The 18,052-nt window shown below is 65.6% G+C and carries 13 protein-coding genes and 1 tRNA gene; 4 read left to right on the top strand and 10 right to left on the bottom strand.

Annotated features, from left to right (window positions below):
- Nucleotides 1-61: 61 nt before the first annotated feature.
- The gene (locus ACVILH_RS24005) at nt 62-1,756 is read left to right on the top strand and encodes a Na/Pi cotransporter family protein (RefSeq protein ID WP_456715093.1); all 1,695 of its coding nucleotides are present in this window, start codon (nt 62-64) and stop codon (nt 1,754-1,756) included.
- Between the two features lie 201 nt (nt 1,757-1,957).
- Here the strand turns inward: ACVILH_RS24005 and ACVILH_RS24000 are convergent, their stop codons facing one another.
- From ACVILH_RS24000 to ACVILH_RS23975, 6 genes are all read right to left on the bottom strand, one after another.
- Nucleotides 1,958-2,296: a lipid-A-disaccharide synthase N-terminal domain-containing protein gene (locus tag ACVILH_RS24000; protein ID WP_035645206.1), complete on the bottom strand. Its 339-nt coding sequence runs from the start codon at nt 2,294-2,296 to the stop codon at nt 1,958-1,960.
- On the bottom strand, nt 2,296-3,033 hold the full coding sequence (locus ACVILH_RS23995) for a glycosyltransferase family 2 protein (protein WP_456715092.1): 738 nt from the start codon (nt 3,031-3,033) through the stop codon (nt 2,296-2,298). Before ACVILH_RS23995 ends, ACVILH_RS24000 begins: the two co-directional genes overlap by 1 nt.
- 93 nt (nt 3,034-3,126) lie before the next feature.
- Nucleotides 3,127-3,915: a phosphatase PAP2 family protein gene (locus tag ACVILH_RS23990; RefSeq protein ID WP_456715091.1), complete on the bottom strand. Its 789-nt coding sequence runs from the start codon at nt 3,913-3,915 to the stop codon at nt 3,127-3,129.
- Entirely contained in the window at nt 3,916-5,658 is a 1,743-nt protein-coding gene (locus ACVILH_RS23985) for an ArnT family glycosyltransferase (RefSeq protein ID WP_456715090.1), read from the bottom strand.
- A 51-nt stretch (nt 5,659-5,709) separates the two neighbouring features.
- Nucleotides 5,710-7,752 (bottom strand): penicillin-binding protein 1C, encoded by a 2,043-nt coding sequence (pbpC, locus tag ACVILH_RS23980; protein WP_456715089.1) that lies wholly within the window; start codon nt 7,750-7,752, stop codon nt 5,710-5,712.
- A gap of 227 nt (nt 7,753-7,979) precedes the next feature.
- Nucleotides 7,980-13,217 (bottom strand): alpha-2-macroglobulin family protein, encoded by a 5,238-nt coding sequence (locus tag ACVILH_RS23975; protein ID WP_456715088.1) that lies wholly within the window; start codon nt 13,215-13,217, stop codon nt 7,980-7,982.
- 483 nt (nt 13,218-13,700) lie between these two features.
- Here ACVILH_RS23975 and ACVILH_RS23970 point away from each other — a divergent pair.
- The 3 genes from ACVILH_RS23970 to ACVILH_RS23960 all read left to right on the top strand — a co-directional run bounded on the left by ACVILH_RS23970 (nt 13,701) and on the right by ACVILH_RS23960 (nt 15,062).
- Nucleotides 13,701-13,777, top strand: a tRNA-Arg gene (locus tag ACVILH_RS23970).
- Nucleotides 13,778-13,967: 190 nt separating this feature from the next.
- The gene (locus ACVILH_RS23965) at nt 13,968-14,417 is read left to right on the top strand and encodes a hypothetical protein (protein WP_456715087.1); all 450 of its coding nucleotides are present in this window, start codon (nt 13,968-13,970) and stop codon (nt 14,415-14,417) included.
- Between the two features lie 222 nt (nt 14,418-14,639).
- Nucleotides 14,640-15,062 (top strand): hypothetical protein, encoded by a 423-nt coding sequence (locus ACVILH_RS23960; RefSeq protein ID WP_456715086.1) that lies wholly within the window; start codon nt 14,640-14,642, stop codon nt 15,060-15,062.
- On the opposite strand, the gene ACVILH_RS23955 is transcribed toward ACVILH_RS23960, so the two are convergent.
- The 4 genes from ACVILH_RS23955 to ACVILH_RS23940 form a co-directional block, all read right to left on the bottom strand.
- Entirely contained in the window at nt 15,059-15,547 is a 489-nt protein-coding gene (locus ACVILH_RS23955; protein ID WP_456715085.1) for a hypothetical protein, read from the bottom strand. The genes ACVILH_RS23960 and ACVILH_RS23955 overlap by 4 nt on opposite strands.
- 55 nt (nt 15,548-15,602) lie before the next feature.
- Nucleotides 15,603-16,493, bottom strand: coding sequence for an IS3 family transposase (locus ACVILH_RS23950; protein ID WP_456715084.1), 891 nt, complete (start codon nt 16,491-16,493; stop codon nt 15,603-15,605).
- Nucleotides 16,490-16,891 (bottom strand): transposase, encoded by a 402-nt coding sequence (locus ACVILH_RS23945; RefSeq protein WP_456715083.1) that lies wholly within the window; start codon nt 16,889-16,891, stop codon nt 16,490-16,492. The genes ACVILH_RS23950 and ACVILH_RS23945 overlap by 4 nt, the downstream gene beginning before the upstream one ends.
- A gap of 246 nt (nt 16,892-17,137) precedes the next feature.
- Entirely contained in the window at nt 17,138-17,512 is a 375-nt protein-coding gene (locus tag ACVILH_RS23940; RefSeq protein ID WP_456715082.1) for a hypothetical protein, read from the bottom strand.
- Between the last annotated feature and the right edge of the window lie 540 nt (nt 17,513-18,052).

The following is an 18,052-nucleotide window of genomic DNA, read 5'->3' as shown; positions in this document are numbered from 1 at the left end:
TTGATCCCCGATTGATTGGGCGTAGCCTTCGCCTGAACGGAAGCGGGAACGAACGCGAATCATGGTTCTGCTCGATCTGATGGGCGGCGTGGCGTTGCTGCTGTGGGGCCTTCACATGGTCCACAGCGGCATCCTGCGCGCGTTTGGACCGGACCTCCGTCTGCTGCTGTCGCGTGCGCTGCGCAATCGCTTCAGCGCCCTGCTCGCCGGATTGGGCCTCACCGCCCTGCTCCAAAGCAGCACGGCGACGGCGCTGATCACCACATCGTTTGCGGCGGAAGGTCTTGTCGGCCTGATCCCGGCGCTCGCGATCATGCTCGGCGCCAATATCGGCACCACGCTGATCGTCCAGGTGCTGTCGTTCAATGTCGCGGCCGTCGCGCCGGTGCTGTTCGTGCTTGGGCTCGTTGCGTTCCGCAGCGGACCGCGATCGCGAATCAAGGACCTCGGGCGCGTGTGCATCGGCCTTGGACTGATGCTGCTGTCGCTGCACATCCTCATCGACACCTTGGCGCCGGCGGAAGACGCGCCGGCCATGCGCGTGTTCATGCAGGCGATCACGGCCGACGTGACGCTGTGCGTGATCTTCGGCGCCGTCGTCACCTGGGTCGTGCATTCCAGCGTCGCCAGCGTGCTGCTGGTGATGTCGCTCGCTTATGCGCATTTCATCACGGCCGATGCCGCGCTCGCGCTGGTGCTGGGAGCCAATCTCGGCAGCGCCGTGAATCCGGTGTTCGAAGGCGCGCGCCGCGACAATCCCGCGAGCTATCGCCTGCCCGTCGGCAATCTCCTCAACCGCATCATCGGCGTCGCATTGATCGCGCCGTTCCTGCATCCGCTCGCAGCGCAACTGCAGCTCTGGCAGCCCGATCTGTCGAAGCTGACGGCCCAGTTCCACATGGCCTTCAATCTCTGCACCGCCGTGGTCTTCATCGGCCTGCTCGGCGGCATGGAGAAGCTGCTCGTCAGCTTGTTCCCGGATCGCCCGGCCGAGGTCGATCCGGCAAAGCCGCGCTATCTTGATGAGACCGCGCTGGAGACGCCGTCGCTGGCGCTTGCGGACGCGGCGCGCGAGGCGTTGCGCATGGGCGATCTGGTCGAGACCATGCTGCGCAACGTCATGACGGCGATGATGACCAATAATCGCGGCCTCGTCGATCAGGTCTCACGCACCGACAACGTCGTCGACCGCCTCGACGAGGCGATCAAGCTCTACATTACCAAGCTCACGCGCGGCAGCCTGGACGAGCGCGAGGGCAAGCGCGCGATGGAGATCATCTCGCTCGCGATCAACCTCGAGCATATCGGCGACATCATCGACAAAAACCTGAGCGAGCTCGCGACCAAGAAGATCAAGCGCCGGTTCCAGTTCTCGGTCGAGGGCGCCGAGGAGTTGCAGTCCTTCCACCGCCAGATCATGGAATCGCTGCGGATCGCCTTCGGCATCTTCATGTCGGGCGACGCGCAGCAGGCGCATCGTTTGCTCGATCAGAAGACCGAGCTGCGCAACGCCGAGCTCGCCGCGACGGAGCGGCATCTGGAGCGCTTGCGCGAGGGGCGTTCCGAGACGCTGGAGACGACGTCGCTGCATCTCGACGTGCTGCGCGATCTCCGCCGCATCCACTCGCACATCTGCTCGGTCGCCTATCCGGTGCTGGATGCGGCGGGAGAGGTGGCGACTCGACGGCAAGAGGCAGCTGATAGCGTGGCGCCGGTCGCCATGCCCTCGTCCTCAGTCCAGCCGCTGCCGCGCTGAATGCCCTGGCGCGCTACACATTGTTTTGCTCCGTCATGGCCGGGCTTGCCCCGGCCATCCACGTCTAGCAACGAGGAAGGACGTGGATGCCCAGGACAAGCCCGGGCATGACGGCGTGGAACGAGTTGCGCCGAATCGATGTCAGGGGCGGATGCTGAGTCCCACTGCACCAGCTCAGATCCGGCAAGTCAGGACCCCCGCTCAATTGCTGAGCGTCTGCGATTCCTTCTGGCGGTTCTTGAAGATCAGCATGACGTTGCGGACGTAGATGACGTTCGACAGCAACTGGCCGAAGATGATCACCGGCTCGCGCTTCACGAGACCATAGATCAGCGTCATCAAGCCGCCGCCGATCGAGAAGAACCAGAACGCGAGCGGCACGACGCTCTTGCCGGCGCGCTCGCTGGCGATCCACTGCACCAGGAATCGCGCGGCGAAAGCGAGCTGGGCGGCGAGGCCGAACACCAGCCAGAAATCGAACTTCGCGATGAAGATGTCGTAGAGATAGTTGCTGAACGCCTGCCCGAATTGAATCAGCATCATGTCACCTCGATCGCGACCGGCGTCGGCTTCTTGCGGCGGATCAGCCACCAGACGCCGGCGAGATCCATGATCCCGATCCACAGCCGGTCGAAGAAGCCATAGTTTGATACGCCCGAATGGCGCGGACGATCGATCACGTCGAGATAGGCGATGTCGTAGCCCTCGCGCCGCACCAGCGCCGGCAGGAAGCGGTGCAGACCATCGAAATACGGCATCATCAGGAACACGTCGCGTCGCACGGCCTTGAGGCCGCAGCCGGTGTCGCGCGTGCCGTCCTTGAGCACCGCGTTGCGGATCTTGTTGGCGATGCGCGATTGCAGCTTCTTGAAGCCGGTGTCCTTGCGGCCGACGCGCTGGCCCGCAACGAGACCGACGCCGGCGCCGCCCTTCTCCAGCGCGGCGATCAAATCGGGCAGGAACGCAGGATTGTTCTGGCCGTCGCCGTCGAGGGTAGCGACCATGCCGCCGCGCGCGGCGCGGATTCCGCTTCGAACGGCCGCGGATTGCCCCGACGACCTCTCATGGCGCAGGACGCGCAGATTCGGCCGCCGCGCCATCTCCTCGGCGAGCCGCTGCGCGGTGTCGTCGGTCGAGCCGTCATTGACGTAGATGATCTCATACGGCCACAAGCCGTCGAGCGCGGCCGCGATCTCGGTGATCAGCGGCGTGATGTTGCCGGACTCGTTGCGCACGGGAACGACGATGGAGACGGCAACGGAGGTTTCGGTCGACAAGATCGGGACTCGTGATGGCGTGATCGGCCGGTTCCTGACCGGCACTGCGGCGGCGGGGGCTTATTATGGGGCTTGGGCCCCGCTCGCAACCCCCTAGCGCGGTACGATCCGACCGTCCTTCGACAGGCGGAAACCGAGCCGCCGTGCGGCGAACCAGTAGCGGACCAGCATGGCGCCCACGAGGCCGACCACGGCGCCACCGACCACATCGCTCGGATGATGGGCGAGCAGCACCAGCCGGCTCAGCGCGATGATGATGGCGTAGATGAACATGGGGATGCGCAGCCGCGGCCAGACCGCGGCGACGGCGAACGCCAGCGCGAAGGCGGTCACGGCATGGGCCGAGGGCATGCTGAAATAGGCCGGCGTGCCGTTGAACGGGTCGAAGTTGAAGGCGTTCGCCTTGCCGCCGACGAAGGGCCGGCCACGGCCGATGATGTATTTCAGCACCTGGGCCGCGAGCACCGAGGTCAGCACCGCGAAGAAGAAATACTGAACATGCGTCGCGAAGTTCAGCAGGCGGCTGCGCGTGGCTTCGGGCCAGAGCGGCGCGATCAGGATCGTCACGACGACCCCGACCGCAAGAACACCGAGCACATATTCATCCTGGCCGAACTCAGTGACGATGCGCACCGGCCAAAGGCTCGGGGTGCCGCGCGCGGGCATCAGCCCGATCTCGTAGGCGTCGAAGCCGACCATCAGCACCAGGATCGTGCCGAGGCCGATCGCGCCGACCAGGAGAAGCGCGCGCCACAGGCGTTGCCGGCTCGCGGCATCAGGCGACGTCTGCGGCCGGCGCACCAGCCGGCCGAGCGAGAACTTCGCAACCAGCGCGAGCTGCGAGAGATAGCCTGACGATCCTGGACTGTCGGGAGCCAGCATCTATTCGGTTCCCTCCGAGCGATAGATCGCGATCGAGACCGGGCGGCCCTGGGAAATGTTGTAGCCGTCGATCCGCTTGGCCACATTGTAGCGCAGCCCGATCGCTTCGGCCCGCTGCACGAAGGCACGCTCGGTGCGCTGCTCGACCAGGGCGAAGCGGCAGGTGCCCTGGCTGAGGAAGTCGGCCGCGCCCGAGCCATCGGTGAGCTGCGTCGACGTCCCCGTCATGAAGACGAGGCTCGGCTCGTGGAAGCCGGCCGCAGCCGCCTTCGGTCCGACGCAGACGACGTTGCGTAACGCCCGCGCAATTTCGGCGCTCGGGAACAGCGGTGTCAGAGCCGGCAGCACCGCGCCGTACACGACGAACGCCAGGAACATCGCAGCCACGGCGGCATTCAGCAGCGAACGCTCGGCGCGGCCGTCGTCATACAGCCACCAGGCGAACAGGCCGAAGATCAGCGACGCCGCGACGAACGGCCAGGCCAGGAACACCGGCTGGTGGGTCACGATGATCGCGCCGATGACGGCCACCACTGACGTGATTGCGGGAATCGCGAACCACCAGGCCGCACCGCGGCGTAGCCAGGAGCGCGACAGCACCCGGCGCTCCAGCGCGCCGACGGTGAGGATCGCGATCGCCGGATACAGCGGCAGCACGTAATGCGGCAGCTTGGTCAGCACCGCCTCGAACACGATCCAGGACGGCAGCAGCCACGCCAGCAGGAACTGCGCGCCAGGCTCGCGCCGCGCCCGCCACACGGCCGGCGCGGCCATCGCGGCCAGCGGCGCGCCGGGCCAGAAGGTGATGAACAGCAGCAGCAGATAGAGGCCGGGCGGCGCGCCATGGGATTCCTGGGCGCCGATCTTGCTCAGCATGTCGCCCCCGACGGAGTCGGCAAAGAAGGTGTCACCCGCGCGCAGGAAGATCAGCACGAACCAGGGCAGCACCAGCACCAGCATCCACATCAGGCCCCAGACGGGCCGCAGGCGCCACAGCCAACCGGCGCCGCGATCCATGATCGCGAGCGCGATGATGGTGAGGCCAGCGAACATCAGGATCAACGGTCCCTTGACCAGGATGCCCACCGCCAAAGCGGTCCAGAAGATCGCCGGCGGCCCCCACGGCGGATGCTCCGGATCCTCGCCGCGCTGCCAGGACAGATAGATCCGCGCCAGCGCGCCCATCGCGGCGACCACTGTGAACAGCAACATCGCATCGGTCTTGGCGAGGCGCGCCTCGACGCCGAGCAGCACCGAGCAGCACATCAACAACGCGGCAAACACCGCGCCGCGTCGGGTCACAAAAGCGAGCGCGGTCCAATAGGTCAGCAGCACCGCACCGATGGCGCCGATCAGCGAGGGAATGCGATAGACCCAGATGCGGAGCTGCGCGCGCGGCAGGCCGATGGCGGAGGCGGTCTCTACGGCGGCAGATTGCAACCAGTAGATGCCGACCGGCTTCTTGTAGCGCACGTCGTCCTGGAAGCGGATGTCGACATAATCGCCGCTCTCGACCATCTGCTTGGTCGCCTGCGCGAAGCGCGCCTCGTCGCGATCGATCGGCGGGATGGTGAAGAAGCCGGGCAGGAACAGCAGCAGGCCGCAGACGGCCAGGAACGCGACCGCCCTGGCATGACTCACGGTGACGGCATCGATCATCCGCACCAGCCGATTGCCTGGGTTCACCAGGTTCTTCGGCTCGCGCGGCTCTCCAAAACGGGGGCGGGCATAGGTCTCGACCATGGGGTTCCGAATACGCTGAAACCACCATGCCGACAACCGCTTAGCGAACGGTCACTGGATTCTGACCACAACTGTGTCCGCCGCGCCCGTGGCGTCGATCACCGTCAGGCGGGCAAAGCCCGGTCCGGGCGGATCGATCAGCCGCTGGCGCCGGCTGTCGATCTCGCCGACCGGCAGGCCGTTCACCATCATCGTCAGCGGCAGCACGCCGCCGGAGACTTTGACGGGCATCACCGAGGCCTCGGGACCGGCCGAGCGGTCGACATCGATGCGCGAGCCATTCAGCGGGAACTGGATGTGCGGCGCCTGCTCCGCGCCGGTGCGCACCAGCTCGCCGATCGGCCGGAACCGGCGCAACGGCAGCGGCAACTTTGAATTGCTGGCTACCAGCGCACCTTTCGGCGGCTTGGGCAGCGCGGCCGGCAGCTTGCCGGAGCGTGCGAACGCATCGAACAGGATCGGCGCCGCAGAGACACGGCCGATCAGGCCGGGCACCGGCGCGCCATCGGGACGGCCGACCCAGACGCCGATGGTCACGCGGCCGTCGAAGCCGACCGACCAGGCGTCGCGATAGCCGTAGCTGGTGCCGGTCTTGAAGGCGATGCGGTTGCGCGCGGCGTTGTCCGGCGGCGGCGTGCCGAGCAGCACGTTTCCGACCTGCCAGGCGGCGGCGGAGTCCATCAGCCGCATCGGCTCGCGGGCATCATCCTTCTCATCGGCCGTCATGATCTCGCGCAGCGGCCTGGTGGTGCCGAGCCGCGGGAAGCCCGCATAGAGCTGCGCGAGGTCCTGCAAGGTCACGCCGACGCCGCCGAGGCCCATGGCCAGCCCCGGCGCTTCGTCCTTCGGCAGCACGAGATTGCCGCCGGCCTGCTTCAGCCGCGACGACAGCCGGCTGGCGCCGACGCGGTCGAGCAGCACGATGGCCGGCACGTTCAAGGACAGTTGCAGCGCCTTGCGCACGGGCACCGTGCCCTGGAAGGTCATGTCGAAATTCTCCGGCGCGTAGGAGCCGAAGCGCACCGGCCGATCCTCGATCAGGCTCTCCGGGTGCACAAAGCCGTCCTCGAAGGCGAGGCCATAGATGAAAGGCTTGAGCGTCGATCCCGGCGAGCGCACCGCCCGGGTCATGTCGACCTGACCTGCCCGCCTCTCGTCGAAGTAGTCGGCCGAGCCGACATGGGCGAGCACATCGCCGCTGTCATTGTCGATCACGATGATGCCGACGGAGATGTTCGGCCCCAACGCAACGGCGCGATCGCGCGCCAGCGGCTCCAGCACCTTCTGCAAAGAGGAATCGAGCGTCAAACGGATGATCGGCTGGTCCTTGACAACGGCCGTGGCTTGGTCGGCCGCATGCGGCGCCAGGATCGGCATCGGCTTGCGGAACACCGGCACCGGTTGCGCCTTCGCCTGCGCGGCCTCGTCGGCGGAGATCACGTTCTCCGACACCATGCGGTCGAGCACGCGGTCACGGCCGCGGCGCGCGGCTTCGGGATGACGGTCGAGCCGGCGTGTCTCCGGCGATTGCGGCAGCGCCACCAGCAGCGCGGCTTCCGCCAGCGACAGCCGCTTCGGCTCCTTGCCGAAATAGGCGATCGAGGCTGCGCGAATGCCCTCGAGATTGCCGCCGTAAGGCGCGAGCGTGAGATAGAGATCGAGGACCTCGTCCTTGCTCAGCTTCCGCTCGAGCTCGAGCGCGCGCACGATCTGTCTGAGCTTGGCATGCAGCGAGCGCTGCCGCCTGGGCTCAAGCAGCCGCGCCAGCTGCATCGTGATCGTCGAGCCACCGGAGACGATGTGGCCGTGCGAACTGAACTGGATCGCGGCCCGCGCCAGTGCGCGCGGATCGACGCCGTGATGCTCGAAGAAGCGCTGGTCCTCATAGGCGAACAGCAGCTTCAGATAGGTCGGATCGACATCCTTCTTCGCGCTCACCGGCAACCGCCACCGCCCGTCGGCCATCGCATAGGCCCGCAGCAGCTTGCCGTGGCGATCGACCACGGTGGTGGAGACGGCCTTGGCTTCCTGCAGCGGCAGCGGGCCAAGGAAGACGGCGTAGGCGGTGAGCGCGATGGCGACAGCAACGACCATTGCGACTGCGACCGCAAGCAGCCGTTTGACGCCCTGCCCTCTCCTCCCGTCATGGCCGGGCTTGTCCCGGCCATCCACGTCGTTCGGCGCGTGCGGAGGCAGCGTGGATGCCCGGGCCTCCGCCGCGCCGAAGCGGCTTCGGCCGCACAGGCGGGTCAAGCCCGGGCATGACGGAGTGTGTGGCTCGGCCGTGCCACCCAACTCACGATCGCTCGTCCCACCCTCGCTCATTTCGCCGCGCGGACCTCCACGGAGCCCGTCCCGGTGCGACCATAGCGCGAGGGATTGTACATGTCCTCGACATAGGCTTGCGGCAGCACGTATTTGCCGGGCGACACCGCGCGGACGACATAGGCCACCGTGAACACCGCCTTGGAATCCGCGGCGCGGTCGAGCGCGGCGGTGAAGCGGTCGTCGCGGAACTCGGTGTTGACGGGTTCCTGGCCGTCCTCGATCCAGTCCAAGGTGCCGCTGTCACCTGACGACACCAGGCGCGGATTGTCGATCTCGAGCCCGGCCGGCAGATAGTCCGACACCATGATGTGCCCGTATTCCGGCTTGGCCTCGGTGACCTTCAGCACGACCGCAAAGCGATCGTTCTGCTTGGCGATCTTGATGTCCGCCGGCTTGCCGTCGAGCGTGTAGTAGCTGCGCTCGATCTTGAAGCCGTTCGAGGCCGCAGGCTCCGGCGTCAGCGGCGAGCCGGACACCGAGACCACCGCCTGCACCGGTGCCTCGCCGGTGTTGGTGATCTTCAGCGGCTGGCCGGACAGCTCCGCCGCCTTGTAGCTGCGGTACAGCGCCTGCTTCACCGCCTGGCCATTGACGTCGAGCACCAGGGTCTCCTTGGCGAGCGCGCGCGCCGCCAGCACCATCCACGCATTCTCCTGCGTCGAGGTGTACGGCGTCAGGCCACGCGCCGCTTCGACGCGGGCCACGGCTTGCGTCAACGTCGCGCGCGGCGCGTTGCCCTCGCCCGCCAGCGACACCAGCGCGGCGGCATCGCGTAGGTCGGAGCCGTAGTCGGTGCGGCCGAACACCAGCACCGGCTTGGGCGCCAAGCTGTCGGCGGCGGCGCCATAGACCCGCTCGGCGCGGGCGCGGTCGCCGACCAGCGCCAAGGCAGCTGCGAGCTGGGCCTTGGCAATTGGAGTTGCCAGATTATTGAGCTTGGTGTCGGCGAGATAGCGCAGGTCGCCGATCGGCGCCGCGCCATTGCGCGCCAGCACGTAGAGGCCGTAGGCGAGATCGCGGCCGCCGGTCTTCTCCGGCTCCTCGGCATTGACCACCGAGTTCCTGACGCGGTCGAGCGCGCTCTTGAACAGCACGTCCGGCACCGCAAAGCCCTTTTCGCGGGCGCGGGTCAGGAAGTCCGTGACGTAGGCATCGAGCCAGGGATCGTCGCCGCCGGCCGACCACAGCCCGAACGAGCCGTTCGAGCCCTGGCGAGCAAGGAGTCGATCGATGGAGTCGCGGATGCGCTGGTCGACCTCGGTATCCATCGCGAGATGCGCGCCGGCGGCGAGCTCGTTGACATAGAGCAGCGGCATCGCGCGGCTGGTGATCTGCTCGGAGCAGCCATGCGGATAGCGGTCGAGCGCCTTCAGGATCGTCGCCGCGTCGAGCGCGGTCGACAGCCCCGCCGACAGCGACACCGTGCCGGTGCCCGCGACGAGATCGCTGAACATGTCCGACGTCAGCGTCAGGCTCTCGCCCTTGGCCAAGGTGCGGATCGAGCGCCGCGCCAGCACCTGCGTCGCCGGCTTGACGTCGAGCTGATAGTGCCGCGCCAGCGACAGCCCGTTCGGTCCCTTGATGTCGACATCGAGCTGCGCCGTGCCGGTGCCGCTCGCATCCAGCGGCAAGGTCGAGGACCCCCGCTGCTTGGCCGCGAGCTTAAGCGTCACATTGGCATTGCCCGAGACTTTCACCGGCCCGCTCGCCTTGACGGCCACGACATAGTCGCCGGGCGCGCCCTCGACGTTGTCGACATCGAACGACAGCGTACCGCGGTCACCCGACAGCAGGAAGCGCGGCAGGGTCGCGGTCAGCACCACGGGATCGCGCACGGTCACGTCCACAGTCGCGCGGCCGACCTTGGTCGCGCTCCACGCCACCGCCATGACGCGCGCGGTGCCCGCGAACTCCGGAATGTCGAAGCTCACCTCGGCCGTGCCATCCGGCCCGACGGTCACGATGCCCGAATACAGCGCCAGCGGCTTCTGCGTCGGCGGCGAGCCCTGCAGCTCGGCGCCACCGCCGTCACCGCCGGAGCGGATCTGGCCGCGCGTGCCCTGCATGCCGTCGATCAGCTGGCCATAGAGATCGCGGATCTCGGCCGAGAGCTGGCGCTGGCCGAGATAATAATCGTCCGGCGCCGGCGGCTTGTAGTTGGTGAGATTGAGGATGCCGACATCGACCGCCGCGATGGCGATCTTGGTGTCCTCACCCGGATCGAGCCCGCCGATCTTGACCGGAATCTTCAGCGTCGAGCCTGGCCGCACCAGCGCCGGCGGCGTCAGCGCGACATTCAACGTGCGCGCCGATTTGTCGATGCCGAACCAGGCGACGCCGAGTGCCCGCCCCGGCATGCGTTGCGCGGCCGCATCGAGCGGACGGCGCAAGGTCGTCACGACATAGGCGCCGGTGCCCCAGTCCTTGCCGACCGCAAGCCTGACCTGATTGGTGCCTTCCTTGACCTCGGTGGTCTGCGTCGTCAGCAGCCGGTCGCCGAGCACGTTGACCGTGAGCTTGCCGGCGGTGCGCGCATTCACCGTGACGACCATGGTATCGCCCGACTGGTATTGCGGCTTGTCGAGCGAGGACTCCAAGAGATCCGGCGTATCGGCGCTGCCCTCGGTGTACCAGCCGACATCGAACTGCACCGAGGTCACCGGACCATCCGCATCCGCCGACTTGACGTCGAGCCGGTAGCGTCCGGGCTCCGGCTGGAAGCTCAGCCGCGCCGGTCTGTTCGCCGCGATCGTGACGTCGCCGTCGCCGACGCGCTTCGTCGACTTCACCGGCTCGTACTCCCAGTACGCGTTCTGCCGATACCACTGATAGCGCGACTCGATCTTCAACAGCTCATACCGCAGGCCATTGCGCGCCAGCGTCTTGCCCTCCGGCGAGACGAACACGATGTCGAACTCCGCCTTCTCGCCCTCGCCCACGCTCTTGCCCGAGAAGGACGGCTTGATGCCGATCTGCGCCCCATTCGGCGCCACCGGCAAGGTCAGCTTGCGCTCGACCGCGCGGCCGCCGGTCTCGGCCATGCGCACGAAGATCTGCGCCTCCTGCGGCCGGCTGGACGATGGCGGCTTCGGCAGGCTGACCGGGAAGGTCGCCGCGCCCTTGTCGTCAGTCTCGGGCAGCCCCTCGATCGGCGTGCGCTCGTTGGAGGCGCTTGGCTCGTCGGCGACGCCGAACTGATAGCCCGGAAAACCAGCGCGCTCCGCGGCCGTCGTCACCAGCAGGTCGCCCTCGAGCTGCAGGCCGGAGGCCGGCGCGCCATAGAGGAAATGGCCGTCGACCTTCACCTCCACCGGAGCATCAGCCTTGATCTGCTTGTCCTTGGACGACAGATCGAATTCCAGCCGCTCGGGGACGTAATCCTCGACCATGAAGGTGGTCTCGCCGATCGCCGCGCCCTTCGGATCGGTGAAGGCGCGCACGCGATAGGTGCCGGTCGGCACCGCCGAGTTCAGCGCCACGCTCAACGAGCGCCCGCCGGCGCCCTGGTCGGGCAGCACGGCCCGGCGGAACTCGACGCCATCCGGACGCTCGACGACGAGCGTCAGCGGCACGCCGGTCATGGCGTTGCCCCGCGCATCGCGCAGCAGCGCGGTGAGATAGACGGTCTCGCTGGAGCGGTAGACGCCGCGCTCGGAATAGACGAACGCATCCGGCCCAGCCGGCGCCTCGCGGCCCGCGACGCCGCGATCCGACAAATCGAACGCGGACGTCTTCAGGCTGAGGAACGCGTAGTCGGCCTTCTCGCCCGACACCGTCAGCATCGCCGGCGACAGCCCGCCCTCGCCCTTCGCGAGCCCCGTCTCGAACAGCACGTGGCCGGCCTCGTCGGTCTTGCGCGTCGCCAGGATCTCGTTGTTGCGCGCCACCAGCCGCACCTCGGCGCGGGCCACCGGATCGGTCGAGGCGAGCGAGTTGACGAACACGTGGATGCCGTCATTGCCGGAGAACGCCGCGAGGCCGAGATCGGAGACGATGAACCATTGCGTCGCGAGCTGGCCGCCGCCGTCCTCGTCGCTGCTGTTGCCGCTGGCCGGGCCCTTGGGCGCGGCGGTCATCACATAGACGCCCGGCTGCATGTCGCTGATCGCCTGGTCGACCGGGAAGGCGGTGGTGACATCCTGGTTCAGGGTCATCGCGGTCGAAAGCTCGCCGCTCCACACCCTCATGCCGCGCTCATTGCCGAGATCGGTGAGCTGGTAGCTCGACAGCGGCCGCTGGAAGTCGCTGTCGATGACGGTGTTGATCAGGTTGCGGTCGCCGATCCGGAACACCTGGATGTTGACGGCGGGCGTGTTGACGCTGACCAGCGGAATGCCCTTCTGCCCGGTGCGCGGCAGCACATAGGCCTTCCCCGTGAAGCGCACGAACGGCTTGCGGTCGCGGACATAGATGTTGAACTCGGCCGATTTCGGCAGGCTCTCCTTGACGCCCGACGGCAGGCCGGCGCGCAGATTGATGTTGTAGCGCTCGCCGTGCTTGAGGCCCTCGACGCAGAGCTGCTTGTCCTCCGAAGTCAGCGCCGGCTTGTCATTGCCGGCCTGCGCCACGAACGGCGAGAAGTCGGTGCGCTTGGCGAGGTCCTCGGAGAACTGGAAGCAGGCGCGCGGACTCGCCGAGTCCGAATCAACGGTGTAGTCGAGCAGCTTGAAGCCGTGCTCGTCGCGCATCCGCTCATATTGTCCGCGGACATCCGCAACCTCGCGCAGCTCGAGCGACATGCGCAGCGTGTCCAGCGCCGGCCGCCACAGCTTGCGCTCGGCCATGGTCTTGCCGAGCACGGCAAGCGCATCCGCCTCCTCGCCGGCATTGCCGGCGCGCTGATAGGCGATGTAGGCCGCGGTCGAGGCGCGCTCCAGCAGGAAGGTCTGCTCGGACGTATTGATCGGCTTGATCTGGTTGAGCACGGTGCGCGCCAGCCGCAGCCAGTTGCCGGAATCCTCCGGCGCCGCGGTCGCGATCTGGCCGAGGATCTGCAATCCGGTGCGCAGATCGTTGCGCCGCAGCGCCGCGTCGGCATCGGTGCGCAAGGTCGCCAGCGGCTTGTTCACCGCCCCCGCCTCGCTCTTGATCTGCGCCTCCAGCTTGATCGCGGCGTCCGCGAGATCATCGCGCTTGAACGCCTTGTCGGCGGCCAGCGCCGCCGAGCCTGCGGAGACCAGACCGAACGCCATGACGGCGCAGACGACGGCGGCGCGAACCAGACCGATCATGGGACAGCTCCTTGGACGGTTCTCGAGAGGTTGTCGAACGGCTCTTTTGGGGGCGGATCGTCCCGCCGGGACGCCGTCCGTGTTTGGCCGATTCGTGGCGAGAATGGACGCGAAATGGTGACGGACTGATGGCGGCGGTTGCAGCCGCCACGGCCGCCGGCCGCCGCCGTGGTCATCGGCGGGGGGCACAGGCTTCAAAATTCTGTTCATCAACGGCAATTCACAGCACATGGCATACCGGCAAGGGGCCGCGACGCCCCGGTCAGGACGCGTCCGGCGGGCGAACGGGACTTAATGGCCCTCCTCCGCCTCCGCTTGGTCGCCGCCGCCCCGTTCCCGGTTCGCTCACTCTTGGCGAAACCAAAGATTTTTCATATGACCCGTGCTATGGACATCCGCGCCGGACGGGCTCGCCCGCCGGCGCCGATTCCCGTGAACCGGCCGCCAGGGCCATTCACATACGGCCGTTCACGTCGCGACGACGGTCCCATAGCTCAACTGGATAGAGTAGCGGATTTCTACTCCGCGGGTTGCAGGTTCGAGTCCTGCTGGGATCGCCAGATATTTCAATAACTTAGGCGCATTCTGCTAATTGACTTCGTGTCGCGCATGCTGCGCAAAATTCTCATGTAATCCCAACAACTCCCAAGCACTCCCGGCGACTCGACGCGACATGAGGCGCGACATTTCTCCACAGCCAACGCGGCCTAGCGCTTTCAACAAGATCAAAACCTGCGGTAGCATCACCGCATGGAATACATCCGTTTCGCGGTCAAATTTGCTTCGATTGCCGTGTTGGTCGCGCTCGCGAGCCTCTACGCATATCTCGTGCTGAACGGAGACATTCCGGCTCCGGACCTCGAAGCTATCGGGAGAAAGATCGCACCCTCACTCGCGGTCGGTGTTTCCGTTGCTCTCGTCCTGGTAATTGCTGTTTGCGCGGTTTTGGCGGCCGTGGCTCCGTTCGTCTTTGCAGCAAGATCGGGCGATATATTCACCATCGTGGTGAGCGTCGTCGCACTGGTCCTTTGCTTTGCTCTGCTGATCAATAGCCGTACGGTCATTGATCAGGTGCTAGCAGGCATCATCTACTTTACGAGCGCCATCGTCTCGGTGGTGATGTATTCGACCAATCGAATTGCACAGGTCCTTTCAAAAAAAGGTGGATCGAATGAGACCATGCACTCAACTCGGAGCTAGCAGAGATGACAAAGCGTGCCAGAACGCGATTCAGGGTCCAGGAATACGCAAGCGGAAAACCCTTTTTGGTATTAGAGCCTCTGACGGGCGATACCCTAGATATCTTCAAATGGACAATTGCATTCGACCTGCCTGAGGGCACATCCTTTGAAGATGCCCAGGGAATTTCCAATTATCTGAACGCTAATCTCACCCACGTCTGCGAAACATAGGATTCAGGCCGTGTCGAAAGAATTTGAACTCGCTCGATTGGCGATGGTGCGGGCGGCCAAAGCGGGAGAAATCGATCCTGCCCGAGGTTTTGCGTGGACTCATCGAATCCATCCGGCTCGTTCCACAGAGCTAGAGGAAACATTCGCCGCTGACTTCAAGATCGGTGAGCAGGAACGCGAAAATGTCTGGCGAAGGATTGATGCTGGATGGCGCGCAGGCCAGCTAGTTAGTTTCTATGATCTTGAGGGCCTCCCGGGAGAAGACAACGCGGGCTTGGACCGTTGGGAACTGATAACGGTTTGTCGACTTGCCTTTCTGGATCGGCGATTTGACGACGCGGTCTGGCGAGCCCTGACCGTTGCTGGGAGCGGCCCGATCGAGTCTCAAGGTCTAGCGGATCCTTTTTCCATGGAAGATGACATCAACTATTAAACTCGCAATTCTTCGCGGGTCCACGTCGGCCAATTCGTAGCCATCCAAAGCGCGATCGCGACCGACAAAACCAAGTCGTCATGCGCGCCGACCCGTGCGGCATAGGTCGTGCGGCCGGCTTCCGAGATCTTCCGCTTGAAATCCTTCAGCTCGTCTTTGAGCGCCGCGGCGTCGTTGGCGGCGGCTGCAATGCGCAATTCTCCGCTGTGTGAGTGCGCCTCGAGATTCGAGATCAACATTCCTTTCGGAACGTGCCAGGTGCGGGCGCCGTGCTGCGTCGCCTCAAGCCCGGCCGTGATCGTGATCCGCGAGGGATAGAGACCGGCGGCGTCGAACATGTCGCCGACCGGTCGACCGACTCCTGTCTCATCAATGACCAGTCGCGGATTGAGCAAGTTCAGCGGCGGTCGCGCGAGCAAATCGGCGACGTGCTGAATTTGCCGCGGATAGGACATCCCGAGCTTGAGCCGTTCCAGGTGGCGCACGTCGAATCGCTCCGCCCGCTTCTGGTATTACGGTGACAGTGCTGGACTGCACCCCTCAAGTGAGACACGATAATTTCAGTGACAGAGGGTGAAGTTCATCGTGTGTTGTTTTGCGCGAAGGCGGCTTCGAATTCAAGGGGAGATCGATAGCCGAGTGCAGCCGCTCCTTGTTGTAGATCTCGGCGATGAAGCGCTTGATCCGCCGTCGCGCGTCGTTGAGGTCGGCAAATGTCTTGCCGTTGATCTCCTCGGCCTTCAGCGTCTTCATGAAGCTCTCGGCTTTGGCGTTGTCGTAGGGATTGCCGGGGCTGCTCATGCTGATCTTGATCTCGCGATCGGCAAGGCGTTGGCGGTAGGCGATCGAGGCGTATTGCACGCCGCGGTCGGAGTGGTGGATCAGGCTGCCGGGCTTCGGATTGCGGGCTTTGAGCGCGTTGTCGAGCGCGGCGACGGCAAGCGAGGCGTCGAGCGTGTTCTCAAACGCCCAGCCGACCGCCTTGCGGGAGAAGCCGTCGAGAATGACGGCGAGATAAGCGAATGTCTTGGCGAGGTGGACATAGGTGATGTCCGCGACCCAGATCTGATCGGGTGCGGACGGCGCCAGGCCGCGGATCAGATTCGGCACGACGATCACGCTCGTCGGCCGTTCCGTCGGCGGCTTCAGGAACGGCGTCTTGCGCTGGGCGAGGAGATTGTCCTGACGCATGAGTCGCAGGACCTTCTTGGCATTGACGGCCATCCCCTGACGGCGAAGCATGGCCGTCACCCGTCGATAGCCGTAGAATGGATGCTTGAGGCAAATGCGCTGGAGCTGGTCACGCAGCTCACACTCGGCCTCTTCGCGACTGCGTCTGTTGAGATGTCGATAGTAGGTCGCGCGAGGAAGGCCGGCGAGCGCGCAGAGGTGCTGCACGTGGGCGTGGGAGTCGGATGCCTGCGCTGTCATGCCTTGGATGACTTCGATGATGCGGGTACGGGTTTGCCTTGCGCGGCCGGCCGCTCCAGAGCGCGCAAGGCTTGCCGAAAAAAATCGAGGTCCATCTGCTGCCGGCCGACCAGCCGTTCGAGCTCGGCGATCCGCGCCTTCGCCTGCGTTAGCGCCGAGCGCTTCTCGTCATAGGTCGCCACAGGCTTCAGCTTGCGCGAGCCGGGCTTGGGACCGCGCTTGCGGTTCAGCCCCTCCGGCCCATGCGCCTTCCAGGCCTTGATCCAGTCATGCAGAAGCTTCCGCGCTATGCCCAGATCGCGGGCGACCGGCAGAACACCTTCGCCCCGCTCGACGCGCTTGATCGCCTTCAGTTTGTAAGCCGTCGGGAACTGACGGGTCTTTCCTCGTATCGCCACAGGTCATCCTCGGAATGCCTGTCACTGAAATTATCGTGTCTCACTTGAGGGGTGCAGTCCAGCACTGTCACCACAATTCCAGTCACCGCAATTCGTAGGCACTTTCTTCGCGCGCAGCGTGAGGATGTCCTCTCCGTAGGTTCGGCTCCTTGTCAGATGCATGATAGAGCCCGGCGCACGGGCGTGTCCGCAGGCCGAGCCAGTGCTTTCAGATTGACAGGGCCGCCCTGGCGCTCTGCCGTCGCATCACGCCAATCGCGACCAGGCGTTCAGCCCGGTCGGGTTCGGCACCCCGCGCAGCGAGGTGGCCTGGGCCGTCACGAAGGATGTGGAGCCGTCGAGGAAGAACTGATTGTAAGTCGGGATCTTCGCCGGAAAGATCTCGATGCTGCCGCCGATCGGATGAACCTCGATCTCCTGCCCGGGCTTGGCAACCGCCGCGAACGCGACGGCGTTGTTGTCGTCATCGGTCCGGTGGACCACGAAGATCACACGCCGGAAGTTGTCGGGAACGTACGCGCCGGCAGCGGTCGCGGCCGACGTGCCCGCCGCGTTGACGGCGACGATCAGGGTGTCATCCGCAAAGGTCGAGACGGTGTTGTCATAGACGATCTTTTCCATGAAGTCCTCAAGTCGAGATGGGAGCCGGCACAGACGCGTGGCCACGGCGCGGCTCCCGGCCGACGCGGCAACGCCGACGACGCCGTGCCGCAACCGCGGACACCAGCGTCGTCGAACCCGGATGATGGATGTGAGAAAGAAGCCTGATGCGCGCCGTCACGGACGGGCGACGATCAAAGGCAGGGTGCCATAAGACACCTGATTTGCCCGACGGCGCAAGGGCGAGTTCGCGATTTCAGAAACGCCCTGGTCGGTTCATTCGGGCCTGGGGGTCCGAAGTCGCTCGCCGCCCGCAATCACGAGTTGGTGCTGCATGCCCCCATGGCACCGGCCGCAAGGCGATCGCATGTGACGTTCGCTGCTTTGTGCGCCTCTCTCTCAACGTCGTCGTGGCCGGGCTCGTCCCGGCCATCCACGTCGTCCGGCATGCTGAGAACGATGTGGATGCCCGGGACAAGCCCGGGCATGACGGAGTCACTAACGGGCAGGATTGTTGAGCGGGCACTCTCACTACGAGCTGTCCCTGCGAACGCGGTGGTT

This window comes from Bradyrhizobium sp. USDA 4353, from assembly GCF_054063215.1.
The sequence above is the reverse complement of the archived record's forward strand: the minus strand, read 5'-3'. Positions and strand labels throughout refer to the sequence as shown.